General features: G+C 56.1%; 10 protein-coding genes. 3 read left to right on the top strand and 7 right to left on the bottom strand.

Annotated features, from left to right (window positions below):
* Window positions 1-78: 78 nt before the first annotated feature.
* The 3 genes from V7Q49_RS15195 to V7Q49_RS15185 form a co-directional block, all read right to left on the bottom strand.
* A complete protein-coding gene (locus tag V7Q49_RS15195) occupies window positions 79-1,401 on the bottom strand; it encodes an MFS transporter (RefSeq protein ID WP_333853229.1) in 1,323 nt (440 codons plus the stop codon).
* Between the two features lie 272 nt (window positions 1,402-1,673).
* A complete protein-coding gene (yhjD, locus tag V7Q49_RS15190; RefSeq protein WP_442913070.1) occupies window positions 1,674-2,714 on the bottom strand; it encodes an inner membrane protein YhjD in 1,041 nt (346 codons plus the stop codon).
* Between the two features lie 53 nt (window positions 2,715-2,767).
* Entirely contained in the window at window positions 2,768-3,667 is a 900-nt protein-coding gene (locus V7Q49_RS15185; RefSeq protein WP_333853227.1) for a LysR family transcriptional regulator, read from the bottom strand.
* 119 nt (window positions 3,668-3,786) lie between these two features.
* On the opposite strand from V7Q49_RS15185, the gene V7Q49_RS15180 reads away from it, so the two are divergent.
* Entirely contained in the window at window positions 3,787-4,545 is a 759-nt protein-coding gene (locus tag V7Q49_RS15180) for an SDR family NAD(P)-dependent oxidoreductase (protein ID WP_333853225.1), read from the top strand.
* 31 nt (window positions 4,546-4,576) lie between these two features.
* Here V7Q49_RS15180 and V7Q49_RS15175 read toward each other — a convergent pair whose 3' ends face one another.
* Window positions 4,577-5,104, bottom strand: a complete 528-nt coding sequence (locus tag V7Q49_RS15175) for a GNAT family N-acetyltransferase (RefSeq protein ID WP_333853223.1) — start codon at window positions 5,102-5,104, stop codon at window positions 4,577-4,579.
* Between the two features lie 153 nt (window positions 5,105-5,257).
* On the opposite strand from V7Q49_RS15175, the gene V7Q49_RS15170 reads away from it, so the two are divergent.
* Window positions 5,258-6,862, top strand: a complete 1,605-nt coding sequence (locus V7Q49_RS15170) for an STY4199 family HEPN domain-containing protein (protein ID WP_333853221.1) — start codon at window positions 5,258-5,260, stop codon at window positions 6,860-6,862.
* A 12-nt stretch (window positions 6,863-6,874) separates the two neighbouring features.
* Here the strand turns inward: V7Q49_RS15170 and V7Q49_RS15165 are convergent, their stop codons facing one another.
* Together V7Q49_RS15165 and V7Q49_RS15160 are read right to left on the bottom strand one after the other, a co-directional pair.
* Window positions 6,875-8,524, bottom strand: coding sequence for an alpha,alpha-trehalase (locus V7Q49_RS15165; protein WP_333853219.1), 1,650 nt, complete (start codon window positions 8,522-8,524; stop codon window positions 6,875-6,877).
* Between the two features lie 274 nt (window positions 8,525-8,798).
* On the bottom strand, window positions 8,799-9,068 hold the full coding sequence (locus V7Q49_RS15160) for a monooxygenase (protein WP_333853217.1): 270 nt from the start codon (window positions 9,066-9,068) through the stop codon (window positions 8,799-8,801).
* 391 nt (window positions 9,069-9,459) lie between these two features.
* On the opposite strand from V7Q49_RS15160, the gene V7Q49_RS15155 reads away from it, so the two are divergent.
* Window positions 9,460-10,086 carry a helix-turn-helix transcriptional regulator gene (locus V7Q49_RS15155; protein ID WP_333853215.1) on the top strand — a complete coding sequence of 209 codons (627 nt, stop codon included), beginning with the start codon at window positions 9,460-9,462 and terminating at the stop codon, window positions 10,084-10,086.
* 69 nt (window positions 10,087-10,155) lie between these two features.
* Here V7Q49_RS15155 and V7Q49_RS15150 read toward each other — a convergent pair whose 3' ends face one another.
* Complete coding sequence (locus V7Q49_RS15150) at window positions 10,156-16,935, bottom strand: autotransporter-associated beta strand repeat-containing protein (protein ID WP_333853213.1); 6,780 nt, start codon at window positions 16,933-16,935, stop codon at window positions 10,156-10,158.
* Window positions 16,936-17,201: the final 266 nt, after the last annotated feature.

The following is a 17,201-nucleotide window of genomic DNA, read 5'->3' as shown; positions in this document are numbered from 1 at the left end:
GGAGGGGTGCCCGGCGGCGCGTTGCTTGCCGGGCCGATGCGTTATTCACCCTCTCCCTGTGGGAGAGGGCATTTTGAATCACAGTGACTGATGGCGGGTCTCGTGGGTCAGCAGCAGAGCAATCAGCGTCAGCGCCGCCATTGCCGCCAGATAGAATCCGACATACGCCAGACCGTAATTCGCCTGCAGCCAGGTAGCGATATACGGCGCAACAGAGGCACCCAGAATCGAGGAGACGTTATAGGAGAATGAGGCTCCGGTATAACGCACTTCGGTCGGGAACAGCTCTGGCAGCAGCGCGCCCATCGGACCAAACGTCAGCCCCATCAGGCTCAAACCAATCAGCAGATAAGCCATCACCAGCGCCGGGTTACCGGAGCCCAGCAGCGGCGGGAAGACGAACAGCGCAAACAGAATGATCAGCGAGGTGATAACAATCATGCTCGGGCGACGACCAAAGCGGTCGGCCAGCAGTCCTGCAATCGGCACCATCACGCCAAAACCAATCACCGCCATCATCAGCATCCACAGCACTTCGTTACGCGGCAGACCCAGACCCACAGGCGCAGCGGTGGTACTAAAGGTCATGGAGTAGACGGTCATGATGTAAAACAGCGTATAGGTCGCCAGCATGATGAAGGTGCCGAGCACCGTCACGCGAACGTGCTTGGTCAGCAGGGTACCGAGCGGAATTTTTACCTGTTTCTTTGCGGCGGCCACTTTGGCGAACACCGGAGTCTCGTGCAGGGAGACGCGCACATACAGGCCGATCAGCACCAGCACCGCTGAGAAGATAAACGGAATACGCCAGCCCCAGGACATGAACTGCTCGTCGGTCAGCAGCCAGGAGAGCAGCAGGAAGGTGCCGTTGGCAAAGAAGAAGCCAATCGGCGCGCCCAGCTGTGGGAAGGAGCCATACAGCGCACGCTTGCGCGGTGGAGCATTCTCGGTGGCCAGCAGCGCCGCACCGCCCCATTCACCGCCCAGACCCAGACCTTGACCAAAACGGGCCAGCGCCAGCAGCAGCGGAGCCAGAATACCGATAGTCTCGTAGGTCGGCAGCAGGCCGATGGCAACGGTGGAGATCCCCATGGTCAGCAGCGAGGCGACCAGCGTTACCTTACGCCCGACGCGATCGCCGAAGTGGCCGAACAGCGCCGAACCAATAGGACGCGCGATAAAGGCGATGGCGAAGGTCGCCAGCGACTGCAGCGTGGCCGCCGTCGGGTCGCCCTGCGGGAAGAAGATATGCGGAAAAACGATGACCGCAGCGGTCGCGTAAATATAGAAGTCGAAGAATTCGATGGCGGTGCCAATCAGCGATGCGACGACGACTTTATTGCGCGAGTTAACCGGGACGTTTTCCTGCTCTGAATTGAATGTTGGGGCTGTGGCTTGCATAAACTTTTCTTATTTTTGGCGAACGAAAGGCCATATTACGCACAGCAAAAGCGACATTTCAATCTGTAACAAACGCAGCGGATGGCGAAAAAGCCAGCAAAAAGTGAATAATTTTCAGGCCGGGAAATTCACATCTATGAAATGCTTCACAGAAATTAATACTTAGAGGATAAAACTGGTTTTCGGTTAAATAAAAGTTACAGGCTGGATTTATATGCTGAAATGATGAATCGGGCTGAAATATTGCATTCATATTCAGCCCGATAAGGTATTTAACGGTGTGATTTGCCCGGCATTCGTCGGTCATCCGGGTACTCGGCGGTGGCTATCCATGCCGCGCAGAACAGCGTCAGTCTGGCGAAGAAGTAGAAGAAGGCCAGCAGCCCCAGCACCGAGCCGAATGCCGCCCCGGACGGAGAGGTCACCAGCGAGGGCAGAGTATAGGTCATCACGATTTTGATGACCTCAAAACCAATCGCGGCGATGAAGGTGCCGCGGATCAGCGCCTTGCGCCGTGGCCGGTGTCGCGGCAGACGCCAGAAGATCCAGAAAAACAGCAGATAGTTCGCCAGCATCGAAATTGCCAGCCCCACCAGATGCCAGACCGGTTTCAGCCACTCGATGGTATCCAGATAGAGCGCGGAGATAATCATCTGCTGCGCTGCGCCTGCCGCAGACGTAATGGAGAGGGTGATAATCAGCGCCACCAGCAGGCCAATCAGCGAGATGAAGTCGCGGAAATACTTGATCCAGATTTTCTCCTCATCCTGCGCTTTACGCTCCCAGACGTCACGGGACTGGGCGCGGATCGCTTCCCGCAGGTTGCCCATCCAGTTAATGCCGGAGTAGAGCGCCACTAACAGCCCGACAATCCCCACGGTGGTACGCTGCTGTACGGCGGTACTGATGGTGTTTTTCAGGGTGGCCGCCAGCGTCGGATCGCTGACGTTGAGCAGAATTTTGCCGAAGATATCCTGCAGCAGGGTCGGGTGCGACACCAGAATGAAACCCGCTGCGGCAAAGGAGAGCATCAGGATGGGGATCATCGATAAGAATGAAAAATAGGTGATCGCCGCGCCAAACTGATTGCCCAGCCGATCGTTAAACCGCTCGGTGGCGCGCAGCAGGTGGGCAATCATCGGACGCTGCTGCAACAGCTGGATGACATCCTTCGCCTTATCCAGCAGGCTGCCCGTTTTGCGCACGGCGGTGATTTTTGGCTCCGGCGGCGCCTCAGGCGGACGGGTTTCCAGTTTTTTAATCGGATCGAAATCCAGATCCTGTGTGGGACGTTGCGCGTTGCTATCCGGCATCAGTCACGTTTTCCTTATTGTTAGCGGGAGGTCTCTGAAATTATAGCCTGCCCTCAGTCAACGTACGCTTTCATGATTTCCGTAAGCCAGGCCATAAACAGATGCACCCGCCGGGAGAGGTTGCGGCGGTGGGGGTAGATGAGCGATACCGGCATCGGTCTGGCGCGGTACTGCGGCAGGATCTCCAGCAGCTTTTTGGCGCGCAGCGCGTCACGCACCCCTACCCGCGGCGCCTGAATTATCCCCAGCCCGGCGCGTGCGGAGGCGTTGTACGTCTCGGTGCTGTTGACCGTCAGCACGCCGCCGGTCTTGATCCAGTGGCTCGACTCGCCGTCGTAATATTCGAACCCCTGTGGCCGGGTGCCGAGGTGCGTCGCGTAGTGCACCACGGCATGAGAGGCTAAATCCTCCAGCCCGTCGGGGTAGCCAAAACGCGACAGATAATCCGGGCTGGCGCAGTTGATCACCGACAGCTTGCCGAGCGGGCGAGCGATTAAACCGGAATCCTTCAGGGGGCCGACGCGGACCACGCAGTCAAACCCTTCCCGGATCACATCCACCAGCCGGTCGCTGCTGCTCAGCTCCAGTTCAATGCCGGGATACTGCTGTAAAAAAAGCGGCAGTCGGGGGATGACTAAATTTCGCGCAATGCTGGCGGGCATATCCACGCGCAATCGTCCGCTGACGCTGGCAGGGTCGTGCAAAAAAAGACCATCCAGTTCTTCCATGTTGGCCAGCAGATCTTTGGCCCGTTCGTAATAAACCATCCCGTCCTGGGTCAGGCTGACGCGCCGCGTGGTGCGGTGCAGTAACTGGGTGCCAAGCCCGTTCTCCAGAGCCTGGATCAGGCGGGATACGCTACCTTTAGGAAGGCCCATTGAGTCTGCGGCGCGGGAAAAACTCTCCAGTTCCGCGACGCGAATGAATAACTGCATTGCCTGAATTTTATCCATAGGGTGCACTCATTGTTGTTGGCTATGAAACAGTGAAGCGTTGTTAGCCATATTTATTGATCTTCTAGCATCTAATAAGCTCTTTCTCAATCACCACCACAGCCGAAACGAGGTTTCTTATGAGTGAACGTATTGTATTAGTGACTGGCGGCAGCCGCGGGCTCGGTAAAAACGCGGCGCTTAAGCTGGCAGAGAAAGGTGTCGGGGTCCTCCTGACCTGGAACCGCAGCCAGCAGGAAGCGCTCGATGTCGTACGCGAAATTGAGCTAAAAGGGGTAAAAGCGGCGGCATTGCAGTTAAACGTCGGCGATATTGCCAGCTTTGAGGCTTTTGCCGGACAGGTTGAAGAGACACTGCACAGAGTATGGCAGCGTAACACCTTCGATTATTTGTTGAACAACGCGGGCGTGGGTTTATACGCCCCCTATGCGGAGACCACCGAAGCGCAATTTGATGAGGCGATGAACATTCATTTCAAAGGGCCCTTCTTCCTGACCCAGCGCCTGTTACCGCTGATAAAAAACGGCGGGCGGATCCTGAATGTCTCCTCGGGCCTGGCGCGTTTTGCCCTGCCGGGCTCCAGCACCTACGCGGCGATGAAAGGGGCGATGGAAGTCCTCACTCGCTACCAGGCAAAAGAGCTGGGGGCGCGTGGGATCACCGCCAATATTATTGCCCCAGGTGCCATTGAAACCGACTTCGGCGGCGGGCGCGTGCGTGATAACAAGGAGCTTAATCAGCACATTGCCTCGCAGACGGCACTGGGGCGCGTTGGATTGCCGGACGACATAGGTGATGCGATTGCAGCCCTGCTGAGCGATGAGCTGGGCTGGATGAACGCGCAGCGGATTGAAGTTTCCGGGGGCATGTTCCTGTAACGCGCGAGCGGGGAGGGATCCCCGCGCATGCTTAGCGGTACGCTTTCTTTAACAGCCCAAACAGCCAGTCGTTGTGCCACTCACCTGCCAGCCAGTAGCTTTCGCGCAGTTCTCCCTCCAGCACAAATCCCACTTTCTCCAGCAGGCGTTTCGAGGCCACATTGCCCGCCGTCACCGTGGCGGTTAAGCGGCGAATGCTCCCCTGGCCGAAGGCGTAATCGCACAGCGCCTGTAACGACTCAAAGCCGTAGCCTTTTCCCTGCGCCTCGGGGGCAAACAGGAATCCCACTTCGGCGCAATCATCATCATGATGAATATACCCGGTGACCCCGAGCGCCAGCTGGCTGACATTATCGCGCACCACCAGGCACAGCCAGTGGTCACTGCCCGGGACCCAGGCCGGCAGACGCGCGGTAAAGGCCTCGCGGATAGCTTCCTCCGGGCGGGCTTCGGCCACGTAGCGCATCACATCAGGATGCTGTTGCAGCGAAAGAAAAAAGGGCCAGTCTGCTTCCTGCAATGGGGAGCAGGTTAAACGCGGGGTGTGCAACACGGGCATGCCAGGTCTCCGGGAACTTTTGTAAATGATTTTAACATTATCACTGAAATAGTACCCATTATCGGGTATGTTTAATCTGGTAGAACCACTTAAAAATAAGACCGCTCCCCGACAGCTGCCTCTGCATAAGTGTGCAGCATTTAAAGGAAAATGATGACCCTCAGTAAATCGCACGTGATCCGCGAGCAGTTTGAACGCTGTCTGGGAATTATTCGTCAGGCCTCCGTGGAGATCCTGCTCCTGTTAAAGGTGCATGTTGCCGAAGGCAAAGATCCCCGTTGGTTCCTTGAGCAGCTCGATTCCGCCAGGCTGGCGCTGGGGGGCTGGGCGAGGGTGGCAAAGCAGCTCAACCTCAACGATGCGGAGCTGTCGCAGTTCACCCTGCAGCTGCGGCTGTTACAGCAGCGGGTACCGCAGTATGAGAGCGGGCAGGAGGTGAGCGACAACCAGCTGATCGCCGCGACGCGCTTTGTGACGGCGCTTGAGCACTTGCGTCTGCAGCAGCCGCTACTGACCTACAGCACGGAGATGGGCCCCAGCGATGACCCGCGCCAGGAGCAGGCGCAAAAGCAGGTGCGCACGCTGGAGCTGATGATTAAAGGGCTGATTATGCAGGCGTGGCCGGATCCGACGCGCCTGAACAATCACCTGAAAACCCTGTTCAACGCCGATCGGGTGCGTGGCTGGCTGCAGCAGGGTGAACGTAACGACGCCCTCGGCGGCATGATGTTCAGCGAGCTGGCCCTGATGCTGGTGGATAAAAAAGAGTACTCCCGCTCCTACTCGACATTGTTCAGCGATCCGTCCCTGCTGACGCTGATGGTGGAGCCGCGTAAAACCCTACAGACCTTCCTTGATGATATCCGGCTGATCCGCAATAAAATTATTGCTCAACAGCCGCTGACCTCCACGCAAATCCTGCTGCTGGACAACTACTACGCCCAGATCGCCAGCCCCGTGCAGCGGGCGTTTAATGAGGGCCGCAGCGCCGTGAATCCGGCGGGCCTGATGGCGGAGGGGACTCACGAGTTGAATCTTTTCTGGGAGAGCGCGCGGAAAAAAAATAACGCCACCGGCGATGATATTTTTGAGGTGCGTGACACCATCGATAAACCGAACCGTCGGCCTGCACGCACCCCGGAGCAACGTGATTATCTGATCTCGGTCGTGCTGTGGGGCGCGGTAGGGGTGATGGTGATGGGGATGATGATGATGGGCACCTGGCTGTTAATTGAAAGCAGCGCCCCAACCCAGGCGGCCAGCAACGTGGCACCCGTGAAGCCCGTGCAGACGGTGGCGGAAGAGATGCGCGAGACCCCTTCCTCCCGCGAAACGCTCACAAGGATGGGCGTCACGTGGGATGAGAATAACTTCCGCGCGGCGATAGATCGCAACGATACCCGGGTGGCGGTGCTGTTCCTGAAAGCGGGGATGGACTGGAAACTCTCCTGGACCGAGCATGCGCTCTCCGCCAACCATCGCGAGGTGCTGGATTTGCTGATGCGCTATCGCCTGCAAATGACCCAGGAGAAGCCCTGTCGGCAGTTTATTACCAACCTCGGCCATGCGATGGCCGCAGGCGAACCCCTGACGGGCGTGCGTAAGGAGTATCTTCAGGCGTTTTGCACCGTTCCGGCCGTCGTCGAGCGCCAGCGCCGCGAGATGGATCAGGCGAAGCGGCGGGCACAGGCGCAGCCGGATGCTGGCACCAAAAAATGGCAGTCGATCCAGACGGCAATTTATGAGGTGATTCGCTGATAGCGTGGGGAGCTACGGCTCCCCGTACAGGCCAATCAGGCGGCGTACCACGCCGTTGGTCCAGCCAAACCCGTCCTGCAGGGGATACTCACCCCCGCCACCTTCCCGAGGCTGGCTGCTGGCGATGTGGTACTTCTCAATCAGCTTGTAGTGCGTCTTGTAGAAATGGTTGACCGTCTGCAGCCAGCTCCAGGCGATTTCGTCCCCCAGCGAGTCGTTACCGTATTGCTTGAACCCCTGGATAGCCATCCACTGCAGTGGCGCCCAGCCGTTGGGTTTATCCCACTGCTCGCCGGTTTCGTACTCGGTAGCGAGAATACCGCCCGGCGTAAGCAGGCGGGCTTTCACCGCATCCGACAGGCGTTCAGCCTGTTCGTGAGTCGCCATGCCGACGTACAGCGGCACGATGCTGGCGGCTGAGAACAGCGCCAGCGCCTCCCGACGCCAGTCGTAATCGCGATAGCAGCCGTTTTCCTCATCCCATAAATAGCGATTGACCGCCGCGCGGCGATCGCTCGCCTTCTGGTGGAAAATCTCCGCGGTCTCTTTGTCCCCTTTCGAGGCCGAGATATTGGCGATGGCGCTCTCCAGCTTAAACAGGAAGGCGTTGAGATCGATAGGGATAAACTGAGTGGTGCGAATACTCGCCAGCCGGCTCGGATCCCGCAGCCAGCGGGAGGAGTAGTCCCAGCCGGACGCGGCCCCGGCGCGCAGATCGCGATAAACCTCGTTGGGCGGACGACCGGAGTGGCGGGCGGTCTCGACGTCCTCTATCCAGGATTCGTCCCGCGGGGTGTCGCGGTCATCCCAGTAGCGGTTGAGCAGAGAGCCGTCCGGCATACGTACCGCGCTGCGGTAGGCCTGGTTGAGCAGCAGCGACTCCGCGCCGTCCATCCAGAAGGCGTACTCCATTTTTAGGTGATCCAGGTAGCGCTTGGCCCCGCGCACGCCGTCCTCTTCAAACAGCTCAACCATCAGGGCAAATACTGGCGGCTGGGAGCGGCTCAGATAGTAGGTGCGGTTGCCGTTGGGAATATGGCCATACTTTTCGATCATCCACGCAAAGTTATCCGCCATGCACTTAAGCATGTCGTGACGGCCGCTTTCGGCCAGCCCCAGCATGGTGAAGTAGGAGTCCCAGTAGTAGGTTTCGCTGAATCGCCCGCCGGGCACAATGTAGGCCTGCGGCAGCGCCAGTAGCGAGGACCAGGGAATGTGATCCTGCGGCTCGCGGGTCAGCACCGGCCACAGGTTGTCGATATGTTCCTTGAGCGAGAGGGAGGGATCGGAAACATACTCGCTCGACAGGACTTCCGGCAGCCAGAAGTGTCTTTCGACAAACTGGCGCAGATCGAAGTCCCGATGACGTTTTACCTTACGGTAGCGGATGAGAATATCCAGCGGATCCATCTTGGGTGCGCAGTCGGGAAAGGTTTTGCTGTCGGCAAACAGTCGCGTCGACTGCACGTGCTCAAAGAGCTCAAGGTAGCGATCGGCAGGGGTGAGCGCATCGGATGCGGGCAACCCTTCAATCATTTCAGGTTCCGGCTCCGCCTCGAGCATTTCATCCAGTTTCAACTCGCAGGGATCGATTTCGTAGAGAAGTTCTTGTTCTATATCGAACTCTACGGTCTCTACAGTGCGTATATTCTGGTTGAACATGGTGGTCAGGACCTCCGGTTAACGTTGTCTCGGGTCTGGTTTTATCCGGTTGCCTACTAAGCTTAGACATTCGCTTCGGTCTGTGAAGAGGTATATGTGCGGTAGATCACATTTCACAAGTCGAGAAAAACCGGCACTGCGGGTGGCATGTTGATGTTATTAAAGGTAATAAACAGCCGATCCAGCAGTGCGGAGGCGATCTAAAATTCGGATCATTCGCTTTGCAACAGCGTATGAATCAGACCGGTTCTTCGCGGATAAGACCCCGGCGCGATCAGTGCGCCTGGCGAGGGTCGCCGGCGATTTTGTCGGTCTTCTGCCTGGTCTCTTCGCTTTGATTCAGGGCATTGTTGGCTGCTTTTTCCGCATGGGCTGCGCTATAGGCCGCCAGATGCGAAACCACGATGGCATAAATACTCATCAGGGAGACCCAGAGGATACTGTTTTTCCACCACAGAAGGGTGGGAATGGTTAACATCGCCCATACAAGGGCAAGAATCAGGTGGAATTTAGCGAGGCTTTTTGCGTTGATCTTCACTTGCATTGTCTTTTCTCTAATCTTAAATAATGGATCCAAATAAGCGCTTAATACTTTTTAAGATTAGCCAGGTCTGGCGCCGTTTCCGGGGAATTTTGTTACCGTTTGTACAGCCTCGCCAGTAACGGCTTCCCTGCTTCACTTCCCGGTCAAGCGGCGTGCTCACTTCAGTCTCATCGGCATCGCACAGCAAGTACTCTGGGTTTGTTGTCTTCCATACTTAACCTGTCCCCGTTGCTGGAGTGAATATATTAAAACCGGCAATGACGCAATCTTAATTACCGTTTCATGACTTAAGATAATTCGCACTTCTAACACCCTTAATCCTATTTGCACCTTGCTCAATTAGCGGCAAAAATACCTCTACCAGATAAATCCCACAAAGGAAGGGATTATTGTGATACTGATTGCCTCATCTTCAGGATTTTTTATTGATGGATTAACGACGGCTCTACAACTGACACAACAGGCGGAATACCATCAACCGTTGGTGGTGCCTCACGATGCTTTTTTTAGCGCATTAAAAGAACATCCAGAGGTAAAAATGTTAATTCTGGATTATCGCCGTTACGAACTTAACCTGTTGAAATTGTTGTTTGAAGCTAAAAGAACCCGGCCAGAGCTGAAGATTATTATCATCGTTGAATCGAAGGAAGCGCTGAACGCGATTGAACAGACTCTGCTTACTACCGCTGTCGATAGCCTGCTCGACAAACACGATACGTTAAAATGCATCATGCAGATTGTCTCTTTTGTCTATAGCGCAACTAAAGTGCCTTTCGATGTCTCACATACGCGCCTGCAAAAATTACTCCATCCGCATCTGAATGAAAAAGAGGCGCAGTTATTTCCCTATATCGTGGCGGGTGAAAAAAATAAATCGATAGCGGCAGAGACGGGAATGGACCCTAAAGTGGTGAGCTATTATCGCACCCGTATTTACCAAAAATATCAGGTTCATAATATTGTTGAGCTGTACGGCGCTTTCAGCAAACCTGGCGATAGCGAGGCGGGCGCTGTATAACATTGCGTCGGTTTTTCCGGCCAATAAAAAAGGAACCTGATTGCTCAGGTTCCTTTTACGTGGTGATTATCAGAAGCCGAATTTAACGCCGAGGCTGGCTTCTACCGGTGTGCGATAGTGGGTCTTATCGCTGCTGTTACTGAAGTGGCTGCCCACTTCGGCATAGACCTGGAAGTCTTTCTGCACGGTCCAGGTCATGCCGGCTGCCACTTCGGTGGTGGAGAACTGTTTGCTTGAGCTGAGCGTGGTATTACCGCCGCTGTTGCTGAAGGTCACTTTATCCGTCCCCCCAAAACCCTGCCACAGGTTCACACGTCCGTAAGGCTGGAATTTGCCGTTATGGGTATCGTAATCCCCTACCAGACGCGCCCCGATACGCGCCGTGACCGCATTGCCATCTTTCACCTTCATCTCGGTTCTGGACAGCCCGTCCATGCTGGCGCCGCTGACGTGGCTGAACTGGTAGATCAGCTGAGCCTGCGGTTCCAGCTGCCATGCGCTCTCGCCCAGACGGAACGGTTTACCCACTTCCACCGAGGCTGCCAGCGAGTGGGCATCCGGGTTATAGGATTGCGAACCGGCGTCTTTTGGCATGATGCGCAGATTATGGAAGCCATACTGCAACACGTTATCCACATAGAAGCCGTTATCCGCAAACCAGGTGGCATAACCGCCCACGTAGAACGCGTTATCTTTCACATCCCCGGTCTGGCCGTAACCTTTTTCTCCCCAGCCATAAACGCTGCTGTTGTTATCCACGAAGCTGGTATAAAGCCCCGCTTTCCAGTCAGGGTCGGCGTAGAGATCGACCCCGGCCTGCATCCCCAGCGAGTAGTTGGTGGTGGAGGTCTCCGTTGCATCATTAAGACCGATTTTATCCATGCGGCTGATCATACGGACCCACACGCGCTGGTTATCACCGTTCTCGCTGTATGCCACATCATCGCCCACACGCTGATGCAGGTTGCCCAGCATCGCCAGGTCGGCGAAGCGGATCTGGCTGTTGATCCCCGAGAAGAGCGATGCTTCGTCGCTGAAGTTATTCACCAGATACCAGTTCTCGCCCGCGCCGTATCTGTCACCGGCGCGCAGACGGTACTGCATGGCACCCGCCTGGAGATAATCGGCGGTTAAGCGGAAGGCATCCTTCGAGCTTTGCGCCGTGGTATCTGCCCCGTTCAGGCCCGTTACCACCTCAATGCCGTTGCCACGGGTGTGGCGGCTAAGCCCGCTGATATCCACATCCAGCAGCGTGCTACCGGTCACCTTGCCGCCGTTGATCACCAGACGATCCGCCACGCCATCGCCACTGCTGCCCTGCTGCGTAGCGTTAATCTGGAGGGTGCCGTTATCACCGTGGTAGTCGCCTTTCACCGTGAGCGCAGAACCCACCCGTTCACCGCGCAGCGTGACGAGACCGCTGTTATCCAGCCCGCCAACGGTCTGGTTCATCCCGCCGGTAGTGAGCGTCGCCCCTTGCGCTACCGCATGCGCTGACGCGTAGCTGAAGCTGTTTTCCGCCCCGGCCTGAAGGGTACCGGCTGCAACCGTCGTTGCGCCGCTGTAGCTGGCAGAGCCGCTCAGCACCGTGGTACCGCTACCTACCTGGCGCAACGCGCCCTCGCCGCTGAGTTTACCGTCCAGCGTCAGCGTGTCGGAACGGTTAACCACCAGCCCGGCATCCTTATCGATAAGCACATCCCCGCGCAAACTCCCTGCCGTACCGCCGATACCCAGCTGGAGGGTCCCCTCCGCCAAATGCGTACCGCCGGTGTAGGTGGCATTGTCCAGCAGGACCGCCGCGCCTTCACCTTTCTTGGTCAGGCTACCGTCACCCACCACTTTTTCATGCACCATCAGGGTATGCTGGCTGGTATCCAGCGTGCCGCCATACCCTTCAACGGTGATACTGGCCAGGGTATCGATCGTGCTTGTGGCAAGATCCGGGTTATATTTCAGCGTACCGCCGTTGAGGATGACATCGGTTACGCCGCTGGCATCATGCCCCAGGTTGGTATCCCCGGAAATCACCAGCGCCCCGCCGTGTACGCGCGTTTTACCGGTATATTCGTTGTCGCCGTTAAGGACTAACGTGCCGTTGCCCATTTTGACGATACCGCTGTCACCGGTTAACAGGTTGTCGATGGTGGCGGTGTAGCGATCCTCCGTGCCGTCGCCCACCACAAAGGCAGTAAAGTTCACGACAGGCGGAGCATCGCTGTGCTCGATCTCGCCATCCTTCAGGGTGATCACGCCGTTATCGATGGTATAGCCCGGCCAGGTGGCGGTCAGCGCGATATCGTCTCCGTAGAGGTGGTAACCCTCGGAGGCAAACTGGATGCCGCTGATGCCCACCTGGCCCAGGCTGTTATCCACCTGTACCTTGCCCCCTTCGGCCATAAAGATGGCAAAGGCGTTATCGCTGTAAGGGGCGTTGATGGCACCGTAGTGTCCATTGCTGTCTTTCTGGTCCACCGTCCAGTTGTCGTTGCCGAGACCGTTCTGCCAGACGCCGTTGCCGCCGTCGATGAGCTGGTTACGCGTGCCTTCACCGTCCCAGAAGCGCAGCGTCAGGCCGTTGGTATAAACCAGGTTCACCTGATGGTCGACCGAGGTCTGGAGGTAGTAGTTATCCAGGTTGTCGAGATTACCGCCCAGCGCCATGCCGTTATTGGTCAGATCCCCGCTGTAGTTGATGACCCGGTAGACCCCGGCAATGGTGAGCGGCTGCTCCTGTTTGATATTTAGCTTACCGCCCAGCGTCAGGTCGCCCTCCACGCGCACCAGGTCGTTCTGGAACGCATCGCCAAGGATGTAGCCGGCGTAAAAATCCACATCTGAACTGAGGTTCGACAGACGGGGATCGTCCGGCGAGTAGTCAGGCGTCGGGTTGCTGAACTGGATATCCAGCTGCGAGCCTTCGTTAAACACCAGACCCCCCAGGGTTAACGTGCCGATACTGCCGACGGTTTCACCGGGGCTGAGGATGCCGCCGTTTCCGACGGTCACGACGCCGCCATGGGTACCTTTGCCGCCCAGCGTTGCCCCCTCAGCGACCATCATCTCACCGGTGGCCGCCTGCTGATTACCGTTCACCAGCAGTGTCCCTTCGCTGACCTGAGTGGTGCCGGTCCAGGTGTTATTACCCCGCAGATCCAGAACGCCAAGTCCCTCTTTGATGAGATTGCCCGCGCCTGAGATGATACCGGAGAGGGTGTCCGCCAGGCCCAAATGGCCCAGGGTCAGGGCTTTACCTGCGTCTGCACCCAGCAGCACGTCGCCCGCGCCGGAGAGGGACCCGATAAAGGTTTCGTCCTCAATGCCGCTGACGTCGACGGTGCCGTTTTCGTTATTGACCACCGTTGCGTCGCGCGCTGCGGCTTGCTTCTGCATAAACATCTCGCCGCCGTTGGTGATGTGGGCAGATCCGCCGCTGGCGTTGTCAGTCAGCGTCAGGCTGCTGGCTGTATCGACGGCGATGGTTGAGTTGTCCGCAGAAGCGCTGTCTTTCAGAGTGGCAGCGGCGTTATCCTTGAGCGCGAGAGTCGCCGTGCCTGCGGAGGCGTTATCAATAAAGTTAAGCTGGCTTCCCGCCACCGCTATGTCATGTGCCTGGGCGCTGGCTTCGCCGGTGAAGTTCAGCGTCGCACCTGCATTAACACTGACATGGCTGGCGGTATTGCCGCCCAGCGCCCCGGTCAGGTTAGCATTAATGTTAACCTGGTTGTCCGTATCGCCGTTGCCGATGATGGTGGTGCTGCCGGAATAGGTGTTCTGCTGGTTCAGATCGAGCGTACTGGGCGCCGCTGTGGTAGAGCTGTTGACTGCCAGGTTACCCGCGCCGCTGATTACGCCTTCCATCGTCAGGGTGTGACTGTTGAGATCCAGCGTGCCGGTGCCCGCGTTAAGCGCCACTTCATGGCTGAGGGTAAAGTCATCCCCCGCCTGAAGGGTGGTGCCATCGGACATCACCACATTCCCATCACCCAACGCATCGTCATCGCTGATTTGTAAAGTGCCACCGCGGATAAGGGTTTCGCCGTTGTAATCGTTCTTACCGTTGAGGATCAGACGCCCGCCGTCCATTTTCACCAGATCCATCATCACATTCTTATCCGCCTGGACAAGAGGCACGTTGAGGGTGGCGGTGATACCGGTATCGGAATCACTGGCCCCGACGCGGATCCAGAACTCCTGTTCCTCGTTCTTGCCAGTGGTACCGTCAATGGAAGGCACAAGCGTGGTGGAGTGGGCCAGGAGGAGATCGTTATCGCCTTTACCCTTAATCTCATAGCCATCGGTCAGGAACTGCATACCGCTCACGTTCACCGGCTGGAATTGCCCGCCGTCCCGCACGTCACCGTCAACCGTGACTACGCCTTTTTCACCGGCAAACACCGCAAACGCGGTTTGTTCCCAGGGGGCATTTTTATTGCCGTCCCAGGCGGTCCATTTGTTCTCTCCGACGGTCTCAACAGGCGCAGTCCAGGTGCCGTCACCGCCCTCGATAACGTTATTGCCGCTGAAAAAGTCTGTGCCGTGCTGTCCCTTATCGTTCGCATCCCCATCCCAGAATTGCAGGTTGATGCCATGGGTGTTCACCAGGTTTACCTGGTTGGCCAGAATGGTTTGCAGGAAGTGCTCGGACGCGTTGTCATCCGGGAAAGAGCCGAAGACAAGTGTCTTATCACCCGTCTCTACGGCGAGGTTGTAATTGTCGCCGTCGGCATTCAGCAATTTTCCTTCATAGTTAAAGAGGCGATAGACTCCTGGTCCGAAGGTACCCCCGTCAGGTACGGAGACGTTCAGCGTGCCGCCGAGCTGCAGGTCGCCTTTGACGTCCACCAGATCGTTATAGTCTCCGCCGATGGCATGCGTTTCCCCAAGCTGGAAATGAGAGGTCGCGGTTTTCGCCAGCGTCAGCTTGCCGTCAATGGTGAGTTGACCGACGGCATCGTTTCCACTGTTATCACTACCCGGTCTGAGGATAGCCCCATCCTTAATCACCACGCTGCCGCCCACGATGCCGTTGCCGCCCAGAGTGGCTCCCGGGTTGACGGTGGTGGTCATGTCTTTCCTGGTATCGCCATTATCGTCTTTTGACAGGTCGCCATTGACGATAAGCATGCCGTTCTTAACCGTGGTGTTGCCGGTCCAGGTACTGTTCCGGCTGAGGATCAGCGTATTTGTACCGGTTTTTTCCAGCAAACCCGTGCCGGAGATCGCCCCGTCGAAAACGGTATTATTGGTGTTATTAAAAATTAACGTTGATACAGGGTTATCAAGCTTAATATCCCCGGCGACTGAACCTGCATCCTTCAGCGCCAGATCGCCGCCCTTCAGCGTGGTAAGACCTTCGTATTCATTGGTACCGGTCAGCGTCAGCGTTCCGGGGCCGGTTTTGGTTAAGCCGCCAACGCCGTGCATTATCTGACCGATCGTTGAGCTGATACCGTTGGTGTCAATGGTACCGCCTTCGTTGTTCAAGGTAATATCCCGGTCTGAATGTATGACTTCAAAGCCATCCAGGAACTTAAGCGTACCGCCATCAAACGTCAGCGGGCCTGAAGATACGCCCAGTTTGCTGTCTGCATTAATCGCCAGCGTCCCGGCATTAATCGTCGTTCCACCTGCATAGGTATTGGTACCGGCAAGGGTAAGTTCCCCTTCGCCTTCTTTAACCACGCCGCCAGCACCGGAAATATCGTTGCTGGAGGTTTGTTCATTGCTGTGGTTAAAGATTAAGGAGGACGTCTCCTTAACGATTTCAATATCGTTCTTTACCGAGCCGGAGGTTAATCCATTGCCCAGCTGTAAGTCACCATTGCTAATGGTAGTGCCGCCGGTATAGCTGCTGTCGCCGGTCAACGTCAGGATCTCATTGCCCGTTTTCTCTACCTTGCCTTCGCCGATGATAATGCCCGTATATTCGTTCTGATCAACGGTTTTATCCTGGTTAAAGACCAGCGTACCGTTGTTATAAATATTAATTTTATCGGGGGATTCCAGGGTTTCGTTTTTAGGCAGGCTTGACGAGTGGGCTTCAACAATAGCGTCTTTGTCCTTATCCTTGACGGAATAAGAACCCTCACCATTAGCTTGAGCATTAATCAACATAATGCCGTTGTAATCCGAGTTATCGGCGGTAAGGATCAGTTTCCCTTCATCAACGTTAACCTCTTTAAAGCGGCCAATATTACCGGTGATCTCCCATGTCCCCTGGTCAGCCTTGGTTAAATACTGGAAGCCAGTGATACTGCCGCTAAAGGAATCTTCTTCCCCTTCTCCCCCACGCAGTCCGAGGAAGTTCTTGTCACCTTCCGCTGTAATATTGCCGTAAACTTTAGAGCCAGCGAACATCTCCAGCGTATCTTCTCCCTGACCGAAGCTGAGCGACCCAACGATATCGCCGTAGTTACCCACAATAATCCCTTCCGCACCGTTTTCACCCTGGCTGCCAAAGACCTTACGTTTCAGGTCGATGGGATTCCCTGCAAGATCGGTCAGCGTCAATTGCTCGTTGATGAGTGATTTGTTCTCTTCCGGGACTTTATCCCAGTTAATCAACGGATTGCCGTCTGCATCGCTGAGGATGCGGCCATCACTGTTCTTCTGCAACCAGTCTGGATTAACAATACCCAGATAGCCGTAGTTATAGGTTTGGTTACGCAGGTCCATTTGCGCGGGCGTGAAGCCGACAGGTTGCGCAGTATCGCTGCGATTATAGTAAGGTAATTCCCGTGCAGAGGTATTCGTCATGTGTTTAGACTGATCTTCAAACCAGAGTGCTGCGTTTGTGCCGTCGCTGTAAATGGAGCCATAGTTAATAATCAGGTTATTAAAACCCATTACGTTAATGGCTTCAGCACTGGATGAACCGCTGTTTGCCGCGGCGCGGGATGAGATAACCTTCCCACCTTTATCAATATAAATCAGCGTATCGTTAGCCGTTTCAATAGTATTGGGGCCAGCCCCATGATAACTGGCATTACTATTTGAATGTATGTTTTGCACGGTGGCATTTTCGGAAATTAAAATATCGGCCCGATATTTCCAGAGATCGGTATTCGTATAATCCATCAACCCAATGCCCTGGTAAATGGAATAGGTTTCTC

The sequence above is a fragment of the Leclercia sp. genome, assembly GCF_036780805.1.
Lineage (GTDB): Bacteria > Pseudomonadota > Gammaproteobacteria > Enterobacterales > Enterobacteriaceae > Enterobacter.
The sequence above is the reverse complement of the archived record's forward strand: the minus strand, read 5'-3'. Positions and strand labels throughout refer to the sequence as shown.

What these genes read in the sequence shown, in the direction of transcription:
- V7Q49_RS15195 (WP_333853229.1), bottom strand. Translation starts at nt 1,401, where the DNA reads ATGCAAGCCACAGCCCCAACATTCAATTCAGAGCAGGAAAACGTCCCG.
- yhjD (WP_442913070.1), bottom strand. Translation starts at nt 2,714, where the DNA reads ATGCCGGATAGCAACGCGCAACGTCCCACACAGGATCTGGATTTCGAT.
- V7Q49_RS15185 (WP_333853227.1), bottom strand. Translation starts at nt 3,667, where the DNA reads ATGGATAAAATTCAGGCAATGCAGTTATTCATTCGCGTCGCGGAACTG.
- V7Q49_RS15180 (WP_333853225.1), top strand. Translation starts at nt 3,787, where the DNA reads ATGAGTGAACGTATTGTATTAGTGACTGGCGGCAGCCGCGGGCTCGGT.
- V7Q49_RS15175 (WP_333853223.1), bottom strand. Translation starts at nt 5,104, where the DNA reads ATGCCCGTGTTGCACACCCCGCGTTTAACCTGCTCCCCATTGCAGGAA.
- V7Q49_RS15170 (WP_333853221.1), top strand. Translation starts at nt 5,258, where the DNA reads ATGACCCTCAGTAAATCGCACGTGATCCGCGAGCAGTTTGAACGCTGT.
- V7Q49_RS15165 (WP_333853219.1), bottom strand. Translation starts at nt 8,524, where the DNA reads ATGTTCAACCAGAATATACGCACTGTAGAGACCGTAGAGTTCGATATA.
- V7Q49_RS15160 (WP_333853217.1), bottom strand. Translation starts at nt 9,068, where the DNA reads ATGCAAGTGAAGATCAACGCAAAAAGCCTCGCTAAATTCCACCTGATT.
- V7Q49_RS15150 (WP_333853213.1), bottom strand. Translation starts at nt 16,935, where the DNA reads ATGGGTTTTAATAACCTGATTATTAACTATGGCTCCATTTACAGCGAC.